Source organism: Candidatus Nitrosopumilus sp. (assembly GCF_029882185.1).
GTDB lineage: Archaea > Thermoproteota > Nitrososphaeria > Nitrososphaerales > Nitrosopumilaceae > Nitrosopumilus.
This window is the reverse complement of the sequence record NZ_JAOULD010000002.1, coordinates 1-20,705: the sequence shown is the minus strand read 5'-3', so window position 1 is coordinate 20,705 and position 20,705 is coordinate 1. Positions and strand designations below refer to the sequence as shown.

General features: G+C 32.5%; 23 protein-coding genes, 1 tRNA gene and 1 rRNA gene. 10 read left to right on the top strand and 15 right to left on the bottom strand.

Annotated features, from left to right (window positions below; translation table 11 throughout):
- Window positions 1-93: 93 nt before the first annotated feature.
- The 5 genes from OEW78_RS00970 to OEW78_RS00950 all read right to left on the bottom strand — a co-directional run bounded on the left by OEW78_RS00970 (window position 94) and on the right by OEW78_RS00950 (window position 3,978).
- Complete coding sequence (locus OEW78_RS00970) at window positions 94-1,095, bottom strand: TIGR00341 family protein (RefSeq protein ID WP_300322878.1); 1,002 nt, start codon at window positions 1,093-1,095, stop codon at window positions 94-96.
- Between the two features lie 520 nt (window positions 1,096-1,615).
- Window positions 1,616-2,854: a HAMP domain-containing sensor histidine kinase gene (locus OEW78_RS00965; protein WP_300322876.1), complete on the bottom strand. Its 1,239-nt coding sequence runs from the start codon at window positions 2,852-2,854 to the stop codon at window positions 1,616-1,618.
- Window positions 2,855-3,044: 190 nt separating this feature from the next.
- Complete coding sequence (locus OEW78_RS00960) at window positions 3,045-3,419, bottom strand: hypothetical protein (protein ID WP_300322875.1); 375 nt, start codon at window positions 3,417-3,419, stop codon at window positions 3,045-3,047.
- 206 nt (window positions 3,420-3,625) lie between these two features.
- Window positions 3,626-3,844: a hypothetical protein gene (locus OEW78_RS00955; protein WP_300322873.1), complete on the bottom strand. Its 219-nt coding sequence runs from the start codon at window positions 3,842-3,844 to the stop codon at window positions 3,626-3,628.
- Window positions 3,845-3,906: 62 nt separating this feature from the next.
- Window positions 3,907-3,978: transfer RNA gene (locus OEW78_RS00950), tRNA-His, on the bottom strand.
- A gap of 279 nt (window positions 3,979-4,257) precedes the next feature.
- Between OEW78_RS00950 and OEW78_RS00945 the strand changes: the two genes are divergently transcribed.
- Window positions 4,258-5,280: a magnesium transporter CorA family protein gene (locus tag OEW78_RS00945; protein ID WP_300322871.1), complete on the top strand. Its 1,023-nt coding sequence runs from the start codon at window positions 4,258-4,260 to the stop codon at window positions 5,278-5,280.
- Between the two features lie 64 nt (window positions 5,281-5,344).
- Window positions 5,345-5,617, top strand: a complete 273-nt coding sequence (locus OEW78_RS00940) for a hypothetical protein (protein ID WP_300322869.1) — start codon at window positions 5,345-5,347, stop codon at window positions 5,615-5,617.
- A gap of 46 nt (window positions 5,618-5,663) precedes the next feature.
- On the opposite strand, the gene fsa is transcribed toward OEW78_RS00940, so the two are convergent.
- The 4 genes from fsa to OEW78_RS00920 form a co-directional block, all read right to left on the bottom strand.
- Window positions 5,664-6,332, bottom strand: coding sequence for a fructose-6-phosphate aldolase (gene fsa, locus OEW78_RS00935; RefSeq protein WP_300322867.1), 669 nt, complete (start codon window positions 6,330-6,332; stop codon window positions 5,664-5,666).
- On the bottom strand, window positions 6,329-7,303 hold the full coding sequence (locus OEW78_RS00930; RefSeq protein WP_300322865.1) for a transketolase family protein: 975 nt from the start codon (window positions 7,301-7,303) through the stop codon (window positions 6,329-6,331). Before OEW78_RS00930 ends, fsa begins: the two co-directional genes overlap by 4 nt.
- On the bottom strand, window positions 7,300-8,967 hold the full coding sequence (locus OEW78_RS00925) for a ribulose-phosphate 3-epimerase (RefSeq protein ID WP_300322863.1): 1,668 nt from the start codon (window positions 8,965-8,967) through the stop codon (window positions 7,300-7,302). The genes OEW78_RS00930 and OEW78_RS00925 overlap by 4 nt, the downstream gene beginning before the upstream one ends.
- 98 nt (window positions 8,968-9,065) lie before the next feature.
- The gene (locus OEW78_RS00920) at window positions 9,066-9,629 is read right to left on the bottom strand and encodes a YkgJ family cysteine cluster protein (RefSeq protein WP_300322861.1); all 564 of its coding nucleotides are present in this window, start codon (window positions 9,627-9,629) and stop codon (window positions 9,066-9,068) included.
- 67 nt (window positions 9,630-9,696) lie between these two features.
- Between OEW78_RS00920 and OEW78_RS00915 the strand changes: the two genes are divergently transcribed.
- Together OEW78_RS00915 and OEW78_RS00910 are read left to right on the top strand one after the other, a co-directional pair.
- A complete protein-coding gene (locus OEW78_RS00915) occupies window positions 9,697-10,071 on the top strand; it encodes a hypothetical protein (protein ID WP_300322859.1) in 375 nt (124 codons plus the stop codon).
- A gap of 35 nt (window positions 10,072-10,106) precedes the next feature.
- The gene (locus tag OEW78_RS00910; protein ID WP_300322856.1) at window positions 10,107-11,576 is read left to right on the top strand and encodes a leucyl aminopeptidase; all 1,470 of its coding nucleotides are present in this window, start codon (window positions 10,107-10,109) and stop codon (window positions 11,574-11,576) included.
- Between the two features lie 2 nt (window positions 11,577-11,578).
- Here the strand turns inward: OEW78_RS00910 and OEW78_RS00905 are convergent, their stop codons facing one another.
- The gene (locus OEW78_RS00905; protein ID WP_272942436.1) at window positions 11,579-11,707 is read right to left on the bottom strand and encodes a hypothetical protein; all 129 of its coding nucleotides are present in this window, start codon (window positions 11,705-11,707) and stop codon (window positions 11,579-11,581) included.
- 54 nt (window positions 11,708-11,761) lie between these two features.
- Window positions 11,762-11,881: ribosomal RNA gene (rrf, locus tag OEW78_RS00900) — 5S ribosomal RNA — on the bottom strand.
- Between the two features lie 92 nt (window positions 11,882-11,973).
- On the opposite strand from rrf, the gene OEW78_RS00895 reads away from it, so the two are divergent.
- Together OEW78_RS00895 and OEW78_RS00890 are read left to right on the top strand one after the other, a co-directional pair.
- A complete protein-coding gene (locus tag OEW78_RS00895) occupies window positions 11,974-13,761 on the top strand; it encodes a ribosome biogenesis/translation initiation ATPase RLI (RefSeq protein WP_300322852.1) in 1,788 nt (595 codons plus the stop codon).
- 5 nt (window positions 13,762-13,766) lie between these two features.
- The gene (locus OEW78_RS00890) at window positions 13,767-14,594 is read left to right on the top strand and encodes a class I SAM-dependent methyltransferase family protein (RefSeq protein ID WP_300323036.1); all 828 of its coding nucleotides are present in this window, start codon (window positions 13,767-13,769) and stop codon (window positions 14,592-14,594) included.
- A gap of 1 nt (window position 14,595) precedes the next feature.
- Here OEW78_RS00890 and OEW78_RS00885 read toward each other — a convergent pair whose 3' ends face one another.
- Window positions 14,596-14,814 (bottom strand): transcriptional regulator, encoded by a 219-nt coding sequence (locus OEW78_RS00885; protein ID WP_300322850.1) that lies wholly within the window; start codon window positions 14,812-14,814, stop codon window positions 14,596-14,598.
- Between the two features lie 37 nt (window positions 14,815-14,851).
- Window positions 14,852-15,349: a ribosomal protein S18-alanine N-acetyltransferase gene (gene rimI, locus OEW78_RS00880; protein ID WP_300322848.1), complete on the bottom strand. Its 498-nt coding sequence runs from the start codon at window positions 15,347-15,349 to the stop codon at window positions 14,852-14,854.
- Window positions 15,350-15,422: 73 nt separating this feature from the next.
- Here rimI and OEW78_RS00875 point away from each other — a divergent pair, with 73 nt between their 5' ends.
- Window positions 15,423-16,532 (top strand): site-2 protease family protein, encoded by a 1,110-nt coding sequence (locus OEW78_RS00875; protein WP_300322846.1) that lies wholly within the window; start codon window positions 15,423-15,425, stop codon window positions 16,530-16,532.
- Here the strand turns inward: OEW78_RS00875 and OEW78_RS00870 are convergent.
- Window positions 16,524-17,606 carry a transcriptional regulator gene (locus tag OEW78_RS00870; RefSeq protein ID WP_300322844.1) on the bottom strand — a complete coding sequence of 361 codons (1,083 nt, stop codon included), beginning with the start codon at window positions 17,604-17,606 and terminating at the stop codon, window positions 16,524-16,526. The genes OEW78_RS00875 and OEW78_RS00870 overlap by 9 nt on opposite strands.
- Before the next feature lie 50 nt (window positions 17,607-17,656).
- On the opposite strand from OEW78_RS00870, the gene pyrE reads away from it, so the two are divergent.
- Together pyrE and OEW78_RS00860 are read left to right on the top strand one after the other, a co-directional pair.
- The gene (gene pyrE, locus OEW78_RS00865) at window positions 17,657-18,262 is read left to right on the top strand and encodes an orotate phosphoribosyltransferase (protein WP_300322842.1); all 606 of its coding nucleotides are present in this window, start codon (window positions 17,657-17,659) and stop codon (window positions 18,260-18,262) included.
- Window positions 18,263-18,542: 280 nt separating this feature from the next.
- On the top strand, window positions 18,543-18,683 hold the full coding sequence (locus OEW78_RS00860) for a hypothetical protein (protein ID WP_300322840.1): 141 nt from the start codon (window positions 18,543-18,545) through the stop codon (window positions 18,681-18,683).
- 408 nt (window positions 18,684-19,091) lie between these two features.
- On the opposite strand, the gene OEW78_RS00855 is transcribed toward OEW78_RS00860, so the two are convergent.
- Complete coding sequence (locus OEW78_RS00855; RefSeq protein WP_300322838.1) at window positions 19,092-19,907, bottom strand: CBS domain-containing protein; 816 nt, start codon at window positions 19,905-19,907, stop codon at window positions 19,092-19,094.
- Between the two features lie 98 nt (window positions 19,908-20,005).
- Between OEW78_RS00855 and OEW78_RS00850 the strand changes: the two genes are divergently transcribed.
- Complete coding sequence (locus OEW78_RS00850; RefSeq protein WP_300322836.1) at window positions 20,006-20,203, top strand: hypothetical protein; 198 nt, start codon at window positions 20,006-20,008, stop codon at window positions 20,201-20,203.
- The last annotated feature ends 502 nt before the right edge of the window (window positions 20,204-20,705 follow it).

The window sequence follows — 20,705 nt, the reverse complement described above, 5'->3', positions numbered from 1 at the left end:
ATGTATTTTGTAGATAAAAAGATTTGATGAATTAGTTGTGAAAAAGGATTAGTGAATACTAGAAATTTCTAATCATGATGGATTTTATTTTGGTTATGGTTTTAATGACAAAAATCCTAAAAATATGCTTAATCCAATGAAAATGCTTATTGTGATTACCATGTGTTGTTGAGCTTTTTCTTTTTCGTAAAACTTTCTAGGAGTAACACCGCCTATAAAGAAAACAACCATCATTCCCAAAACTAGCCCTATGATGTTTGCAGCAGTTAGAGTCAATGCACTAGAAAATATTTCAAAATCCCATAATGCAATCCCGATTCCTGCAACTGCAGCAGGAGGAACCAAAGCTGCTGCTATCGCCACACCTACTAAAATTCCAGGAATATTTGTAGACATTGCAATACCTCCTGCCAATCCAAGTGCTATAGCTACCGCTAAAAACACAGGAGAAACAATTGTTCTAGATAATATTTCATCAGTCAATGGCAAATCTACGAATTGGACTGTAATTCCTGTTAAAATAGCACCAGTTGCAATAACTGAAACAAGTAAAATTGATCCTGAAACTAGTGCTTTGAGCATTTTGTCAGTTTTGCCTACCGCAGTGTTAAATGAAAAAGCAGAAATCGGTCCAAGTAATGGGGATATCAACATTGCACCAATAACCAATGAAGCATTGTTTGCAAAAAGTCCAGCTACTGCAACTCCTGCAGCAATAACTATCATAAAAAGAAGGTTCTTGTTGAATTTTACATTAGGTTCTATCAGAGATTCGTATTCTTCAATTAATTTTTTCTTTTTCACTTTGAGCTGCTTCGTTTCAAGTTCTTTTGCATAGTTTGAAAGATAATCAGATAGTGTGGCCTCAATAGATAAACTAGTAACATACAACTCTTTTCTTCGAGTATCAATAATTTTGTTTAATTCGTTTGTTAGTGAATCGGCCAAGAGATCAGGACATATTCCAGTATAACGCAAAAGCCTTTCATTTTCTGCCATGGTTAATTCAACGTGAAATGGAATCTTGAATTTTTTAAAAGTAAATTCTACACTTTGACTTTGTTGATCATAGCAAATAATTTCAATTTTTCTCAAACTTATCTTACCTGTAGAGGTATTATTTTATTGGTATTAATGATTCCGCCTAACTGGATTTAGTAAATGAATGCCAATAGAGGCTTGAATCATTTTTGGAGAATACGTGGGTCTATCAAAAGGGACAAGGGGGTTTGCAAGGGCCCTTGAGGTGACTTATCAAATTAGTTCTAGTTTTTACATTTACCACATATTGCCTCTGTAGTTTCATCTAACACTAGAGAAAGACCAGAGGAATAGTATTTCCCACATAATCCTAACATGGAATTAGAGATAGAACAAAAATGAATTAAAATTTTTGGTTAAATTTTCATTCGATCAGAGTTAATGATTTTTCAGATTCAAATTTATGGACATCACTGCCATTTTGGGAGTCAAATTAAGATTCAGAAAGATCAGCTAGTTACCCATCTTTTTGTCCACTAAAATAGTACTCAAAAGATCCTTATTGAATTAGATCAGGACTAATTTTAGAGAATAAAATTAGGTTCAAGAGGATTTGAAGGGTTTAGCATTTCTATTAGTGATTTGGGAGAGTTATGATAAATGTTGTAGGATTATTTTTTGCAGTTATAGTACCTCTATGATTTTCAACAATATTTTTACAACTAGCCAAGCCTAATCCCGTACCATTTTCCTTGAAGGTTATCAACGGCTCAAAAATAGTTTTTATTTTTTTTTCAGGAATGCCAGTACCAGTATCCATAACTTGAATTATTGTTTCATTAGGATTAACCTTTACACTGATTTCAATTGAGCCTTTATTTTGGATTGCGTCTAAAGCGTTCGAAATCAAATTAATAAAAAGTATTTCAAACTGGGATTTATCACACCTGATTAACGTAGATTTCTCAGGTAAGATCACTTTGACAGAGTCAGGGAATTTAAACCGATTAAAACAATCATTAAGAATAGAATTTAGATCCCATAATTTCAATTCAGGTTCTTTAGTTCTTACAAAATCCATTACATCATTAATTTGATGAGAGAGTCTTGCAATTCCTTTTTCAATAATGTGTAATTTTTTAACAGTATCTTCATCACTAGTCTTTGATTTTAGTAATTGTGTGCTCATAGTGATGTTGGACAAAGGGTTTCTCATGTCATGAGCTAATCGTGAAGAAAGTTCACCAATTATAGCTAATTTTTCAAGTCTTAAATTTTGTTCAAACATTGTTTTGAAGATTCTAAAGATTATTAATAATAATACAATGTGAACACCAACATTAGATTCTAAAAGAATTATTTGTAAAAGTATCATATTTTGACTAGTTTGATTAATGCCAATTCCAATCTTTTCTACTAAAACATTTGAAGAATATATTAGAAAAGAAGCATGGTTTTCAATTTCAGACATATCACTTGTAGATACAATGCCATCATAATTTTCTGTAAATTTTTCATAATTTGATTTCAATATACCATAGTGTTGATAAACAACATTCCATTCGTTCATGAATTTTTCATCTAGTTTTTGAATTTTCAAATCATTGTCAAATCCACCATTTTTTAGCAGAAGAATATTTTCTTCAAGCTCGTTTAGTTTTACTTCAGGCATTGCATTGGAATTTTTAACATATGTAAAATCTTTTAATTCATTTAAAAATTGGCTAGTCAATAACCTATTTTTGCCAGCAATATTAACAGAGTTTCCAACCAAGCTAATCTGAGATTCCAGAATTGCAACAGTAAGAAAACTACCAATAATTAACGAGATTTGAGATATTACAATAAGAGAAATTTTGGTTTTAGGATTCAAGGATCAACACAAGAGTATTAATCCAAATAATCTTTATGATTTTTTGTTTTGCATCGATAGGTTGAGCCATTATTGGTCCATCAAAGGGACTTGTGATTTTAGTTCAATACTCTTCGAAGTTCAAATCGTTCTGATTTGAACCACTTTAGTGATAGTCAAGGAGATTTTCTATATTGTTCTTGTAGTTTTGTCACTTCACTGTGTAGTAATTCCATCTTCTTTGAAATTTCATCAGAATCATGAATGTCAAACTTAGATTTCCACTGCTGTTTTCAATATCATAATCAACTAACCATAAGCTACGTTCAAAGAATCCATCAATTATTGCATCATCAGATAATTCATAGGTAACTCGACTACGAAACATTTCTGCATTAGGATCTTCCCATTCTCTTTTAATCTGTAATTTTCTAAGTAACAAATCAGGATTATGCTTCAGATCTTCTTTGATTTTGATATTATGATCATAGAGAAATGCTTCAACAAAATCCTCGTTAAATTCATCCTTTAATCGAATTAGATATAGAGCCTTTCCAAATTCTTCTAATGCATAATAATACAACACAATCAGAATTTCATCAGAATGTTCTCAAGGATTTCTTTCATGCAGTAATTTTGCAATTAAATTCAGTATGTTGGAAAAATATAGATAAGAAATTACACCTTGATCTATATGTTCAATTGGAATAGAAATAAGAGTTCTTATTTTGTTACATCTCTTTTAATCCTTCCAATTAATCTTTCAACTTCTTTTTCAGAAAACTTTTCTGATTAGTTTTGCAAAAATGAATTGATGTTATTTAGATTCGTCACGGAAACATATCCATATTTTTTGTTATATGGAATAGTTCCTTGAAGAGATAACAACACACTAGTGATAGGCGGATCTTTTGGTCTAAACCAAGAAGATTTTAATCTAATCCAGAATACACGGCCAGCTTTATCTACTTGTTCATGAGGTGAAAAACCATAGGGGTTATTGTACTCCAATTTTTAACCTCAATTACGTTTACACCTCTTTTTGATACTGCAACAAAAAGTAATTTGTAAGGGGCCCTCGAGGGGAATCGAACTCCTGTCCGAGGATCCACAATCCTCTATACTAACCACTGTACTACGAAGGCCACAAAAAAAGAAATTTGTTTATCCAGTAATAATCTTTAAGATTTTGTTGAAAATTGGGCTGTAGATTTATTATTGACTAGTTTAGAATCTATGTATGCGAAAATGGTGGATTGCAATGGCAATTTCTATAGGGCTAGTATGGGTAGGTACTAACTATTTTCTCCCATGGGTAAAATAAATAATTTAATCAGATTATACTAGCCTCAATCCAATAACGGAATTGATTCAGCATGATATAGCGATCGCTTTAAATTTGTTGTGTAAGGGTATTTTTCGACATGAAGAAAGGATTCATCACAAATAGGTTACGTTCCAGCAGAAAAACAACGGAGACATCTATTGAAAGCAAGATAGAGACCATTCAAGGTGAAAAATTTGTGTGGATTGATTTACAAAATCCTGATAGAGATGATGTTGAAAAATTAGCAGAAAAATATGATTTCAATGAATTAAACATTGAAGACTGTATGACCAAGTTTGAGCTTCCAAAATTAGATAGTTATGATGACCACTTTTTTGTAATTCTCCATTTTCCACCACTGGCACAAAAAATAGCAACGTCAAAAAATAGTCAATTATCAATATTTGTGGGAAAAGACTTTCTGGTTACTGTTCACCAAGGAGATCTTAAACCATTAGTAGAGTTAGTAGAGATTTGTAAATCAAATTCGGATCAACAAAGAAAGGATATGCTGTTAGGAAGATCATCAGGAATGCTACTTCATGAAATCTTGGACGTGTTAGTAGATGATCTGTTACACACATCAAGAAAGATTATTGCAAATCTTGATGAGATCGAAGATAGAGTTTTTGATGAGACAAAACCGGTAGCAAGGAGTATTGCATTACTCAGAAGAGAAATCAACAGATTAAGAAGAATAGCCAATCCGTTGAAAAAGTTTGTATTAGAAATAGCAAAAAATGTTAAAAGATTTTCAGGAAGCGATGATGATGAAATTACTTTGTATTATGACGATGTAATTGATCACATCGACAAGGTTATTGAAACATTAGAAGAATCAAGGGAAACTATGGAAATTTACAAAGATACAGACTTTGTGTTAAGCACTGAAAAAACAAACAAAGTTCTTGCAGTTTTAACAATAATTTTCACATTGGCAATTCCATCTACAGTAATCGGGACATTTTATGGCATGAATGTTGATTTGCCAGGCGGTATTGGAAGCGATGTTTTGATCTTGGGACCATTTACAACGTTCATTATTGTTATTTTTGCATCTGCAATTCCTGCAATCATGATGTTTGCATATTTCAAGAAATTAGGTTGGATTAATAGTTAAAATTAAAAATTCAGATCTCATAAAAAATGAGATTAGATAAATACAAGATAATTCAACCGTATTTATGGGCAAAATCAGAATACGAACAGGTAGAGGCACAGGAACTATCGAAGTGGATGAAGATGCTTCCAAATGGTCTGGAGATGAATTTAGAAAGATCCAAGAAGCAAGAAAAAAAGCAGCAGCAGGAAAAATGGTTCACACAGGTAGAGGAACTGGTTCAAGAAAACTAGGAGATATGCCTGATCCAAAAGATAGGCCTTCTACAGAAGGAATGACTAGAGTTACAGGTAGAGGAACTGGTTCAAGAAGAAGCAGGAACAAAGGATCACAATAGTAAGCCTCAATTTTTAATTTTTCTAATTTCATTTAGAGAAGTTGGTCTATATTTCGATATCAGGATTTCCAGACTTTAGTTTGTCCCAATCAGCAAGGAAATTTTCTAAACCAATTTTTGTCAAAGGATGCTGTAACATTTTATCCAAAACTGCAGGAGGTAATGTAACAACATCTGCACCAATTTTTGCAGCATCAATTACATGTAAAGGATGACGTACACTTGCAACAAGAATTTGTGTTTTTATATAGTCATAATGATCAAAAATTTCTTTAATTTCTTTAATTAGTTCCATCCCATTTTGTCCAACATCATCTAATCTTCCAATAAATGGACTAACATATTTTGCACCAGATTTTGCTGCAAGCAAAGCTTGATTTGCAGAAAATATCAATGTAACATTTACAGGAATTCCTTCAAATGACAGAGATTTGCATGCTTTAAGACCATCAGGAGTCATAGGAACTTTCACTACAACATTTTCTCCATATTGACGAAGGCGTTTACCTTCTTCCATCATTCCAGAATATTCAGTACTAACAACTTCTAAACTCACGTCACCTTTGATAATTTTTGTAATCTCTTCCATTGCATCCTTTGGATTGCCGCCTTCTTTTGACATGAGTGAAGGATTGGTGGTAATACCATCTAACAGTCCCATGTCATTGAATTTTCTAATTGATTCAAGGTTAGCAGTGTCTAGAAAAATTTTCATAATTTTTTACTCCTAATTTCTTTGACTTGTTTTGCCATATTAAAAGATGTTATTCCGTGTTTTTCTAAGAGTAATGGAATTTCATTATCACGTGCAGACTCTCCAAACATATCTTGGGCTCCAATTCTCTTTATAGGTACAGGGTAAGATTCAGAAATAGATTCTGCAACTGCAGAACCCATTCCACCGATAATATTATGCTCCTCAGTTGTTACAATACAACCAGTTTCTCTAGCAGTTTTTTCTAATAATTGATTATCAATGGGTTTAATTGAAAACATGTCTAAAACTCTACAAGAAATTCCTTCTTGTTGTAAAGATTCAGCAGCCTCTAAAGCCATTCTGACAGTGGTACCACATGCAACAATGGTACAATCAGAGCCATCTCTCATTGTAATTCCTTTTCCAATTTGAAATTCCTGAGAATCAGAATGAACCAGTGGGGTTGCAGATCTTGCCATCCTCATGTAAAATGGACCATATTCATTTGCCATTAACCGAATTAGTTTTGAAACGGCAACAGTATCAGCAGGAATAAAAACTCGAAAATTTGGAATGACCCTCATAATTGCAATATCTTCAATTTGTTGATGAGAACCACCATCAGGTCCTACAGACAAACCACCATGAGAAGTAACCAATTTTACGTTAAGACCTTTTTTCCCAGGAGATGATGGATAAGCAATATTGTTTCGAATTTGATCAACTGCTCTACCAGGTAGAAATATAGCATAAGTACTAGCAAAAGATGTTTTTCCAGACGCAGCCAATCCAGCTGAGATAGTCACAAGATTTGCTTCAGCAATACCTACATTAAAAAATCGATCAGGAAACTCTTTCCCAAATCCAGAAGTTTTAAGTGAATCAGTAGTGTCTGCACCTAAGACAACAATGTTTGGATTTTCTTTTCCTAGTTGAATTAGTGATTTTGAATATTCTGAACGCATGTCAGTCATTATTGGTTCATTCAAAGATATCCTGCCTCATGTGCAATTTTTTTGAGTTGTTCTTGTTTTTCTCCAATTACATGCAGTCCAATCCATTTGTTTACCAATTCTATTCCACCTAATTCATTTGCTTTTTCAAGTAAGATTCGTCTTCTTGATTTCAATATCTCAGTTCTAAAATCTTTAATGGCTGCTCTAACATCTTGCTGTCCAATAATGGCACCACCTCCAACAAAAGCTCTTGCTCCATCAGCAAATACAGAGCCAATATTTTCAAGATTAACACCCCCATCAGCCTCAATATAACCTGAAAAATTATGTTCCTTTACAATAGAGTTTAATCTAGTCATTTTTGTGTGTGTTTCTTCAATGTATTTTTGACCTGATTTTCCAGGTACAACAGACATTACAATTATCTGATCAAGAGAAGGTAAAAATTTGTAAGACCATTCAGGTAATTCAGTTTCAGGATTTATTGAAAAACCAACACCTACTTGATTTTGTTTTAACAAATCATGAATTTCACCAAAACTAGATTCATCAGTAACTTCTGCATGAACAGTGATAATGTCACTGCCAGCATCGATGTAGTCTTTTACATGTCTCACGGGATTATTGATCATCAAGTGAGTATCAAAAGGAATTACTGTCAAAGGTCTTAATTCTTTGATTTTGTTATGATCAAAAGTTTTTGTTGGAACAAACTGTCCATCCATCACATCTAGATGAATGTAATCTGCTCTACCTGACACGCATCGTTTAATTTCATTTTCTAAATTTGTCATATCACCTGCAATGATTGATGGGGAAATCATGAATTGTGAATCCAATTCAAGATCAATTATGGGAACAACATCTGAATCAGGAGCTTTGCCATGCCATTGGGGATTGTCTTCCATATGCTCTACAGATTTTCCCTTTATTGTTCTAGAAATAATTATTGTAGGCACACCTTTTGTAGCATTTGCTTTTGCAATTGCTGCATCAATTTGTTCTATTCTATGTCCATTGATTTCAATCACATTCCAACCAAATGAACGCCATTTATCACCTGTTTTCCAACGCGATGCATCCTTCCACATTTCAGATATATCATCTCCCTCCAATTTTTCATCAAGAGGCATGACTTTTTCAGTGTATGAATCCTGTTGAATGAAATTTCTATCAAGAAAAGCAGTCAAATTATCAACTTTGTATTTTGAAGCAGTCATTGCAGCCTCCCAAACTTGTCCTTCATCAGATTCCCCATCTCCAATAATCGTATAGACATGATGATTCTTAGAATCAATTTTTGCTGCCAGTGCAATTCCAATAGAATAAGATAATCCAGTACCTAAAGAACCACCACAAAATTCTACACCAGGACATTTCAGGTCAGGATGCCCCTGTAACCTACTGCCAAATTTTCTCAACGTTTCAATTTCAGATTCTGGAAAATACCCTGCAACGGCCATGTTAGAAAATAATCCAGGAGCAGCATGTCCTTTTGATAGAACTAAACGATCACGGTCTTCCCATTGGGGATTTTTAGGATCAAATTTCAAATATTTGTTAAACAAACAACCCAATATTTCAGCCATGGAAAAAGAACCCCCAGGATGACCAGATCCAGCAGCATTAGTTCCTTTAATGACTAATTTTCTGGCCCTTAGAATATTTTTCTTAATTTGATAATAATTGAGCCCCATTTGCAACGTTATATTTGCAAATTGAATAAAAATCTACTTCTAAAGAAAATCACATTCAAAAATCGAAAATGACAATAGATCACAATTCAAAAAAACAATCAAGATGCCAGAGAAGATTTCACTTTATCTAACATAAATTTCAAAAATACAGATAATGATTTTCCCCAATGTTTTGTATTCCATTCTTTAACAAGTTCATCATAAAACTTCCATTCAGATTCATCTTTTTTGAGATGAGATATCATCATTTTTTCAAATTCTGCAATATTCCAATTTACCGGACACATCATGCTAGTCATCTGGATTAATTTTCCATTTTTCATTTCAAATGGATATGATTTACATACTCCAGGTTTGATTTCGTTTACGGTACATCTAAAGAAATCTTTATGCTCTTCAAGAAATTCACATGTGCCATTATTTTGTTTTAATGCAAGATCTATTAGGCCTTCTTTTACGTTAATTCCTAAAGAATAGTCCTTTGCACCATAAATTTCTAAAAAATTTTCAGGTGCCAACCTCAATCCAGTAGCAAGACGATAAACGTCGTGAGCATTGACAAATATGACATATTCCTTACAGCAATTTGTATGACATGAAATACAAGGAAATTCTCCAGTCTCAGTATTGTTAAAATCAGGATTTTCAGAGATTGATTTCATAAATGATTAAAATGAATTTCGTGTATAAGTTTGTAAAATTTTAATTTGATTGTTACTATGTATAGTTATGGAAATCAAAGAGAATATTCCAATTGTATTATATGACAATCAATGCTATTTGTGTGTGAAATTTACAAAAATCATTAATTTTTTTGCTAGAGGAAAAATTACAATGGTAGGACACTATTCAGAATTTGGCAAAAAAATTAGAGATGATATATTAGATGAGTCAGCTTTGGATATGTTTTGGTTAATTTGTAAGAAAAGAGCATATGGAGGAAGAGCAGCGATGTTCCCATTAATAAAATCCATTTTCTCTGAAAAAACAGAAAAATCATTCTCAATTGGAAATGAAATGTGTGATGAAGATTGTAAAACGATTAAAGCAGTGTTTGTAAGATCATCTAGTCTAATTACAAATAGCAAAATTATAGATTTATAGTAAATCTAAATATTACTACAAAAAATAGTTTCATAGTGAAAATAAAGATAGAAAATTCTTCAAAGAAGACCAGTCTTCTATGTGGATTTGTACTAGAAAATACTACCAAATCTTTAGGACTGCCAAAGTTTGACACTAAAACTACCATCTCTATCAATCAATCTCTTAAAGACATGGAAGGAAAATTGGGAAAGATAAACATAGTTCCATTATCTGAAAAAAACCCCATACAAAGAATACTTCTTGCAGGAATAGGCAAAAAAGAAAATCTAACAAATGATACAATAAGATTTGTTTCAGGCAAAATTGCTCAAAAAGCTAGAGAACTGAAATTGAAAGAATTTTCTATTGTTTCTCCTCCTAGTTTTATTCACGACCCAATTTCCACAGTTTCTCAAATAATTGAAGGTACTAAAATGGCCCTTTACAAATTTGATAAATTCAAAGCAGAAAAGACAGAACCTTCTCCAGACCTAACCATAATCATTTCAAAATCAACAAAAATTTCTAAAATTATCAAGACATCTGAAATTGTAGCAGATGGTACAATTTTTACTAAAAGTATTGCCAACCTACCTCCTAACGAATGCACTCCTACAACATTAGCAAATTTTTCAAAAACTATTGCGAAAAAGAATAAAATGAAATGCAGCATAATTTCTGAGCCTGAATTAAAGAAGAAAGGTTTCGGAGGAATTTCAGCAGTGGGTCAAGGAAGTAAAAATCAACCAAAATTAATTATTTTAGAACATAATCATGGTCCAAAAAATGAGAAACCAATTGTGCTGGTAGGGAAAGCAGTGACATTTGATACAGGAGGCATTTCGTTAAAACCGGGAAGTGCAATGGATGAAATGAAATTTGACAAATGTGGTGGATGTACAGTACTAGGAATAATGAAAGCAGTTTCAGAATTAAAATTACCACTCAATATTGTTGGAATCATCCCATCAGTAGAAAATATGCCAGGTGGAGAATCATATAGACCTGGAGATATCATAAAGTTGTATAGCGGAAAAACCGCAGAGATTCTAAATACAGATGCAGAAGGCAGATTGATTCTAGCTGATGCATTGTCATATGGAGAAAAACAATATTCTCCAAAAGCAATTATTGATTTTGCAACTCTTACAGGTGCATGTATTGTAGCACTTGGCACCAATGTGGCAGCAATAGTATCAAATGATGAAAAACTAACAAAGAAAATTTGTGAATCTTCTAAAAGAACTACAGAAGAAATATGGGAACTTCCATTAAACCAAGACTATATGGATATGATAAAATCGGATGTGGCAGATATGAAAAATGTGGGAATAGGTCGAGCAGCTGGAACTATTACAGCTGCAGCATTTTTGAAAAATGCAATTGAAAAAACACCATGGGCTCATATTGATATTGCAGGAGTTGCATGGACACAGGGAGCTACAAAAGAAAAATCGTATAATCCAAAAGGAGCTACAGGTTTTGGAGTAAGATTGATTTTAGATTATCTACAGAGACTATGAAACTAGTATCCCCTACTATTTCTGTCAGGAGTTCCAACGTTTGGATTTCTCCAACCATGTTTTTCCATCATGTGATTTAGTAATCTAATGTCGTTATCACATATTTCTCCACAAACACTACAGTTAGGCATTGAATTCATATCAATCTAATCTAGTCGATATTAAAAGATTGATTGAAGAATAGAAAATGCCAGCACTGTTGCTTCCCAAGAGCTCTCGCATCTTAGTAGCACAACAGCGACGTCAGGTTTGACTTCCAAGTTCGGAACGGGATTGGGTCGCACCCTAACGCTATGGCCGGCTTGAAATTATATGTCAAATTCTCATCTATTAACGTAACGCCAGATTTCAAAATGCTCAAAATAGGTATAAAGCAAAGAAAATATCCGATTACAACATGACTCACAGAGTAGCGGTTTTAGATCAAGATCTATGTCAGCCACAAAAATGCGGTTTAGAGTGTATAAAATATTGCCCAGTCAACAAATCAGGCGCAGAATGTGTTACAATTAACGAAGAATCAAAAAAAGCTCAGATTGATGAGAATATTTGTAATGGTTGTGGAATTTGTGTCAAAGTATGTCCATTTGATGCAATAACAATTGTCAATCTCGCAAGTGAGTTAGCTACAGACAAAATCCACCAATATGGGATGAATTCATTTCGACTTTACAAATTACCCACACCAAAAAAAGGAGAGGTTGTGGGATTATTAGGAAGAAATGGAATGGGAAAAAGTACAGTAGTCAACATACTATCAGGAAACCTTAAACCAAATTTGGGAAGATATGAAAATCCGCCGGAATGGGATGAAATTTTAAAACATTATAGTGGAACAGAGCTAAAACAACATTTTGAAAAAATTGAACAAAAACAAATCAGAGCATCAATTAAACCACAACAAGTTCATCATATTGCTCAAGCATTTGAAGGAACAGGTAAAGAACTTCTTGACAAGTATGATGAACGAGGCGTATCAAGAGAACTGATCAAGGAATTAGGATTACAAAATTCTATGGAACAAAGCTTAAAGGAATTAAGTGGAGGTGAATTACAAAGAATTGCTGTTGCTGCTGCTGCATCAAAAGACACAGAGTTTTACTTTTTTGATGAACCATCATCTTACAACGATGTATTTCAAAGAACCGGAGTTGCAAGAGTAATTCAAAATTTGGCAAAAATTGGAAAAAGCGTGATGGTAGTAGAACATGATTTGACATTATTGGATTTTCTAAGTGATTATATCGAAGTATTGTATGGAGAACCTACAGCATATGGAATTGTTTCAAGTATTTTATCTACAAAAGTTGGAATCAATGTTTTCCTTGACGGATATTTACCAAATGAAAATGTAAGATTTAGAGATAAAAAATTCTCTTTTGATGTTTCATCTTCAGTTACAGATATTTTCCAAGAAGGAAGCGATATTCTCACATATCCTAAACTAGAGAAAAAATACACTTCATTTTCAGTAACAATTGAGCCTGGGAGAGTAAGAAAAGGAGAAGTTTTAGGAATTATGGGTGCAAATGCACTTGGTAAAACAACCATGATGAAAATGATTGCAGGAGTTGAGAAACCAGATACAGGTAGTGTTGATAAAAAAATAAAGATAGCATACAAACCACAATATCTTCAAAATGATCTTGATGTAGAAGTCATATCAGTTTTAGATAAAGCAAATGAGAATCCAATTGAAGGCAGCATGGAAGAGGAGCAAATACTTGATCCATTAAAGATAAAGAAATTATACAATAAATCAATCAAAAATCTTTCTGGAGGTGAACTGCAAAAAGTAGCTGTTGCATCATGTCTGTTACAAAAAGTTGATCTGTATGCATTAGATGAGCCATCAGCATTTTTAGATGTTGAAGATAGAATCGCAGTTGCAAAATTTTTACAAAAGTTTGTTCGTTCTTTTGGAAAATCAGCAATAATTATTGATCATGATCTACAACTTATGGATCTTATTTCAGATTCAATGATAATATTTGAGGGAGAGTCGGGTTCTGCAGGAATTGCTACATCACCTATGCCAAAAGCAGATGCGATGAATAGATTCCTAAAATCATTGGATATGTCATTTAGAAGGGATGAAAAAAGTCTAAGGCCTCGTGTAAACAAATTAGAAAGTAGATTGGATAAAGATCAAAAATCATCAGGAAATTTCTATTACAAGCATTGACTCGGATGCTAAAAAAAGCACTAGAAAATGTGCTCACAGAAGAAGAAAGCAATGAATTAATTTCAGCATTTGATCAAATTGGGGAAATAATTATTGTAAGAATTCCAGACTCATTACTCTCAAAAAAAGAAATTATTGGAAGAACATTGTTAGAGGAGGTAAAAATTGTAAGAAGTGTATTCTACCAAGCATCAGCAGTAGAAGGAGAATTTCGTACAAGAGATCTTGAGATTCTTGCAGGAGAAGACAATACAGAAACAGAATACAAAGAGTTCGGCTGTAGATTTAAGGTTGATGTAAAAAATGCATTTTTTTCACCCAGATTATCCACAGAAAGAGAAAGAATTGCCAATTTAGTCCAAGATGGAGAGATAATGACTAACATGTTTGCAGGAATTGGAATGTTTTCAATCATGGCAGCAAAAAAGAAGAAATGTACCGTGTATAGCCTTGACATTAATCCAGTTGCTTCAAAATTATGTGATGTAAATAGTAGTCTAAACAAACTTGCAGGAAATGTGATATCCATAAATGGAGATGCAACTGAAATTATCAATAATCAGTTAATTGACAAATCAGATAGAACATTGATGTTATTACCAGAGAGATCTGATGAGTTTTTAGAATCTGCAATCAAGACAACTAAAAGCGAAGGAATCATTCATTATTATTCACACATCCATGCAGATAAAAAATCAGAAGCAGAAAAATTATCAGAAGCACACTTTCTAAATATCACCCCAGTCAAATCAGAAATTCTAGATTCAAAAATCGTTAGACCGGTAGGTCCAAGATATTATCAGACAGTTGTAGATGTAAAAATTTTCAAATAAATTAATCTTCAGATGTAATTGAAGCAGGTGAAGGTTTTGTTGTAGCCATCACATATCCAATCCATGCAATTACTCCCAAAATACCGCCGGCAATCATTAGTACAGATAGTTGTAATACAATTGGACTCCATTCAGACAACATTAACAAATATGCATAAAGGAAAAATCCTCCAATACAAAAGACAAAGATGGTAACGCCCATCCCTTTTCGTTTATCCATGGCGAAGAACTTTTTGTGAGTTATTTATTGGTTTGAACTATTGTAATTCAATTGCCATAAGATATGCATCTTCGCCGTCTCTATAATAGGTGTTTAATTGTTGACGAATTACAAACCCAAGATTTTCATATAATCGTACAGCTTCATTGTTACTGCATCTTACTTCTAAATAGAATTCATCACATTTTCTTAATTTTACACCTTTTACAGATTCTTCAACAAGTGCTTTCCCAATACCTTTTCTTCTATGTTCTTCAAGAACTGCTATGGAAACAACGTGTCCTTTTTTGACAAAGCCTAGTTTCTTAAAATTTGAAAATCCAAATTCAGTTTTACACATAATATATCCAACATGTTTTCCGCCAATTTCTGCAACAATGAAAGCCTCTGGAAGTTCAGCAAGCAGACTCTCATAGAAATAATCAGAATAGTGTTCTGGAAGAGTTTTTAGATTGATTTCCATTACAGAGATAAGATCGCTTGATTCTGCTCGTCTGATATTGCAATCTCCCAATTGTCTAAGAATAACTTGCATGATGATAATGAGTATCATCAATATTTAATTTTAAACCAAAAGTCCATTTAATGGAAAAATCTATCGTTAAGAGATGGAAGATCCCTCACAGGAAGACATTATTTCATTAGTCAATACCCTATTTCAGGTCAGTGATTTTAACAAAACAGAATTTTCACTAGAATTCAGAATAGAAGACGAGGATTTCAAATCAAAGTTTGAAGGCCTAGCTAGAAAATTAGAAAATATGAGATATGTATGTAAATTAGAAAAAATGGAAGATGGGGGATTATATGTAATCATTCAAAAATTTTCTCCAAAAAAACAGAGAAAATGGATGAGCACTTCATGGACTCCAAGGATATTGTTTGCTATTGTTGTTTCATTTGTAATGATTGACGGATATTATAGAACATCTGGAACAAATTCAATTGTAGAGATAGGGGATCCGTTTGAAATGGCAGCAGTTTACACATTGTCATTACTTGGGATTTTAGGAATTCATGAATTAGGTCACATTATTGCTGCAAAAGCACATGGTCTAAAAACTACTTGGCCATATTTTATTCCAGGACTTCCAGTTATAGGCATACCAACATTTGGTGCATTTATTCAATCAAGAGGACTAACAATTAATCGAGAAATATTATTTGATGTTGCTATTGCAGGACCTATTGCAGGATTAGTAATTGCAATAATAGTTTCAGTTTATGCTGCATATACTGCACCTATTTTAGATGCTGAAATTGCTGCAGGACTTTTTGAAGAGTCCAGATTAATGGAATGGAATCAAGGAGAACCATTACTTATGACTGCAAGCTTGGCTTTGTTTGGAAAAGGAGGTTCAGGCTATGAAGTTTTAATGACGCCAGTAATGTTTGCTGCATGGATTGGTTTCTTAATCACATTTTTGAATTTATTACCTGCATGGCAATTAGATGGAGGCCATATGGCAAGAACATTGCTTGGAGTAAAATTACATAGATATGCGACTTTTGCAAGTATGGGGATTCTCGTTTTGTTGAATTATTGGTTAATGGCAATCCTAATTCTAATTATGAGTTCAAGAAATCCTAGTGCAATGCCATTAGATGACGTTTCACCACTTTCAAGAAATAGAAAACTTGCATATATTGGAATTATAGGTTTAGCAATTTTGTGTGCACCATTACCATCAGATTTTTTGCCTATGATTTTACCTTAACAAAAGCCTTGCACCATCAGTAACTACTGCAACTTTCTGACGGGCTCCTTGAGTTTTTAAAATATAATCCATAGAATATTTTATTCCAGGCATAGAAATCATGTTAAGTTTCTTTGCATAAAATTCAGGCAGAATTGAAACTAATCCAATTTGAAATTTCTTTTGTACTTCAGAAAGAAACAACAAATCTTCCATTCCATTAATGTATTTAGTAGGATTGCGTAGTTGTTCTATAGACAATCTATCTTCAATGTATTGCTGTAATGCATCAGAACCTAGTCCACCTTTGCATTCAGCTACTAAAATAGCAAGACCATCTTTTTTGATTGCATTAGAACAATTCCAAAGAGAAGAAAATGAATTCCCCAGATTGTCATTACTTGCATCTTTTCCAGTGCTAATCACCATTGTTTTATGTTCGCCAATATCTTTGATAGAATTTGATTCAAGAATTTTGGTAGATGAGATAGTTTCTGAAGGATGACCAATTGAAAAATCTATGATCCCCTCAGAATTTGCAATTATCTCTATTCCTTGAATTTCAAAATTATCAGTAAATTTTTTTGCCTCAGTCAAACTTTCTGAGTACTGTCCAGGAGTAGGAAGATTTCCTTGCCTTTTTGCATAGGCTGCAAGCATAGATTCTTGACCAAATTTTTTGATAAGACGTGTAGAAATAGTCTCATAACCAAATAATCCATTAAATTCCATTTCACCCATGAAAACAAGATTTGAGTTTTCAATTCCAACATCATCAAATTCATTAATTGAGCTTCCTTCAGGTAAACCAGATTTTACTAAATTTAGGATTTTTTTGTCAGTGAGTATTTTTGGGAAAGGTTTTGATTTTTGCTCACATAGTGTAAACAGTGAAGATATTATTTTTAGAATAGTTTTAGAATTGTGTAACACTACTAGTTCCATAGGTTTTGACAAATCAAGAGTGTTTAGTTTTTCATTGATCGCAGAATCATCTAAGATTTTACCATCAGAATTGATTTTTTGCTCTAGATTTTCAGCCTTTATATCTAAAACTACATCAGTAATTCCATAATTTAACCAGATTTCAGGCATGATTATCTCTCAATACAAAACAAAATAAATCCAGTATAGTTAACTTTTGTATGGAATTTGTAAAAGAGTTTGCAACATTTTTGCATCAAAAAGGCATCATAAAATTTGGAGATTTTACACTGGCAAGTGGAAAACATAGTTCATACTATGTTGATTTAAGATTAGTGCCAAGTTATCCTATTGAATTTAGAAAAATGGTGAAATATCTTGAAAATCAAATTGTAGAAGATGTAGGATTAGATAATTTTGATTCAATTGTTTCTGTTCCAACAGGAGGTTTAGTAATAGCATCAGCTCTAGCGGTAGAAACTGTCAAACCTCTAATCTATGTTAGAAGCAAACCAAAAGATTATGGAACATTAAAATCAGTTGAAGGAAAAATTTATGACAATATGAGAGGCCTCATGATAGATGATGTTGCCACTACAGGAGGTTCAGTTGTCAATGCAATAAAATCTCTAAAAGAAGTCAATATTTCAGTTAATGATGCATATGTAATTGTAAATAGAATGGAAGGGGCCGATGAAGCATTATTAGAGTTAGGTGTAAAGATGCATTCTATTCTAAATATTTTACAAATCACAGAGGCTCTATTTGAACAGAATCTAATTGGTGAAAACGTTTTAGAAAAAGTCAAAAAACAAATCAACAAGTAAATTCATGGCAGCTCAGACAAATGCCTTCCAATCATCAATTCAGATATAACTCTGATTCTTCATTGCGGCCAGATAATTTCCAACATGCTCATTTTAAAACTAACTGAAAATAATGGGCCCGAAGGGCTCCCGAATATTTTGCTTGTGAGATTTGATTCAGTTTAGGCATGATAATTTTTCTCTTTTAGAATATTATCCATACAAACAACTAGAAATTAAGTTTTTTTCATTTGTTCATTTAGTAAGGGTTAAAAGATAACTTTCAAATTTTGATCATTACATGAATAAATTCATTTTATTTGCACCATTGTTGTTTTTTGGCATAGGTATAGCATATGCTGAACTCATAGAGGATATCCAAATACAGGTTCTAAGTCATGATGAAGATTTTGCCACAGTACAAATTAATTGGAATTACTAGTTTTGTCTATCTTTACGTTATCCTATATTTCAGTTACTTTAAAGAATTTGTGACAAGTCATGCATTCACACATATTGTTTAATCCCGGCATTTTTACCGATGCATGATGTTTACAAGTTTCTTGATTTATAGATCGATAGGACAATTTGATTTAATTTTGCTTTGAATTTTTATGCGTTTTTTCATGTTCTAGTACTTTGAAAAAGGTATCAGTATTTCCTCCCCATGTGAATTTGCATTTTCGGCAATGATATTTCATTTAAATTAATTACAAATTACACATAATAGAATCTATTGTTTAATTTCAACAAATATGCCTTAATTTATCAGAAATATCTTCAATTTGACAATGTCCTTACATATTTTCAAGTTCAAAGATAGAAATTTTTCCATTACGATTAATCTACATTATGATTTTGAAATCAACCCAAGAATGTCCCTAAATGTTATGATTCCCTCAAGAGTTTCATCGGTCTTAACTAAACAACATGTAGTATCAGTTTTTAGCATAGAATTTAGAATCTTGGCAAGATCATCATCAGGAATACATTGGGGGATTCTAGTACTGCCTATATCTCCAATTTCAAATTCTAATTTATGTGCAGTTCGTATTCCAACTGATCTTTTACCTTGACGTTCTTGTGGTATGATATACTCTATAATATGTGCAGGTGTGAGAACTTGCTTTATTTTTCCTTTATTAATAATAGGAAGATGATCCAATCTTTTTGTAGTCATTATTTTTTTGGCATTGCTAAGAGATTTTTCTGAAGATATTGTTATAGGATCTTTAGTGTAAATCATCTTGGCTTTAATTGATTTGTTATCTTTTTTTGAAAGTAACTCCAAAATTTTCTTTGCAGTAACAGATCCTAGTATTTTATTATTTTCCACTACTGGTGCTTCACGAGTTCTATAATCAAAAATAATATTTGCAGCATCTTGAATTGTATCGTTTGGACCTATATGTGGAATAGAATAAAGAAGAGATTCAACATCCATTTTCGAAATATTTTTGGCATCTAGTAATATTCTGGTATTTGTTGAAAGCATAGATTTTCCATTAAAATAAAAAACATCATATGAATCATTTTTTGAAATTTTATCAATTACACCTGAAATTATATCTGATGGCTTAATTGTAATAGATTTAGTGATTAATGGTTTTACTTTTACGGTTTGTATGTCTCCTAAATACCCATAAATTTCATCCGTATGCTTCATCATTTCACACAATTCTAGATTTAATTAAAAGTGATGGGGAGATTCTCAAAAATGAATTTGAAAATATTGTTTATTGCAAGTGTTAACTTTCAAATTATATGGTTTCAAGTAAAACGCGCAAAATTGATTCTGGAGAATTAGAAAAAATTCAAAAAGATGAAAAGATAAGAAACGATGTTAGACGTAAAGGACAAAAGAAAGGTGTGAGTATATCTACAGACAAATCAAAATTAAAAAATGAGAAACCAGATAGGCCTGCACGAAAAGTTACCAAAAAACGAGTTGCAGTTAGATAAACATCTATTTTTCAAGTTTGATCACTAAACTAGTTAACCATGAATAAAATAATTTGAAGTTAAAAACCAGAAGATTATTTCCAATTATGAAACCAAAATATACATCAAGATCATCCAGATATGAAAATTAACTAAACACGGAAGCGCATTAACGTCAAACCAAAGGCTATCGTGGGGATTAGCACCCTACGTTTCCGTGCATTGCATTAAACCAAAATTTAATGCACATTGTATACGTGAAAATCATATAAACATATGATCTAAATTGTCATGTCTGATACTAGGATTAAAAATTGAAAATTTTACAACAATATGAGAATATCTTACAAATTTAACCAGCCATGAAAATATTATCCTTACTTTAAATCCCATCAACATATCTCAAGTCATGATATTGATGATATTATTCACATATCATTATTTCATCTTTTTTATTTCTTCAATAGAATCTTCTAAATCCTTTTGAGTTATCTTGATGGACTTTACATCTTTTGCTCTATTT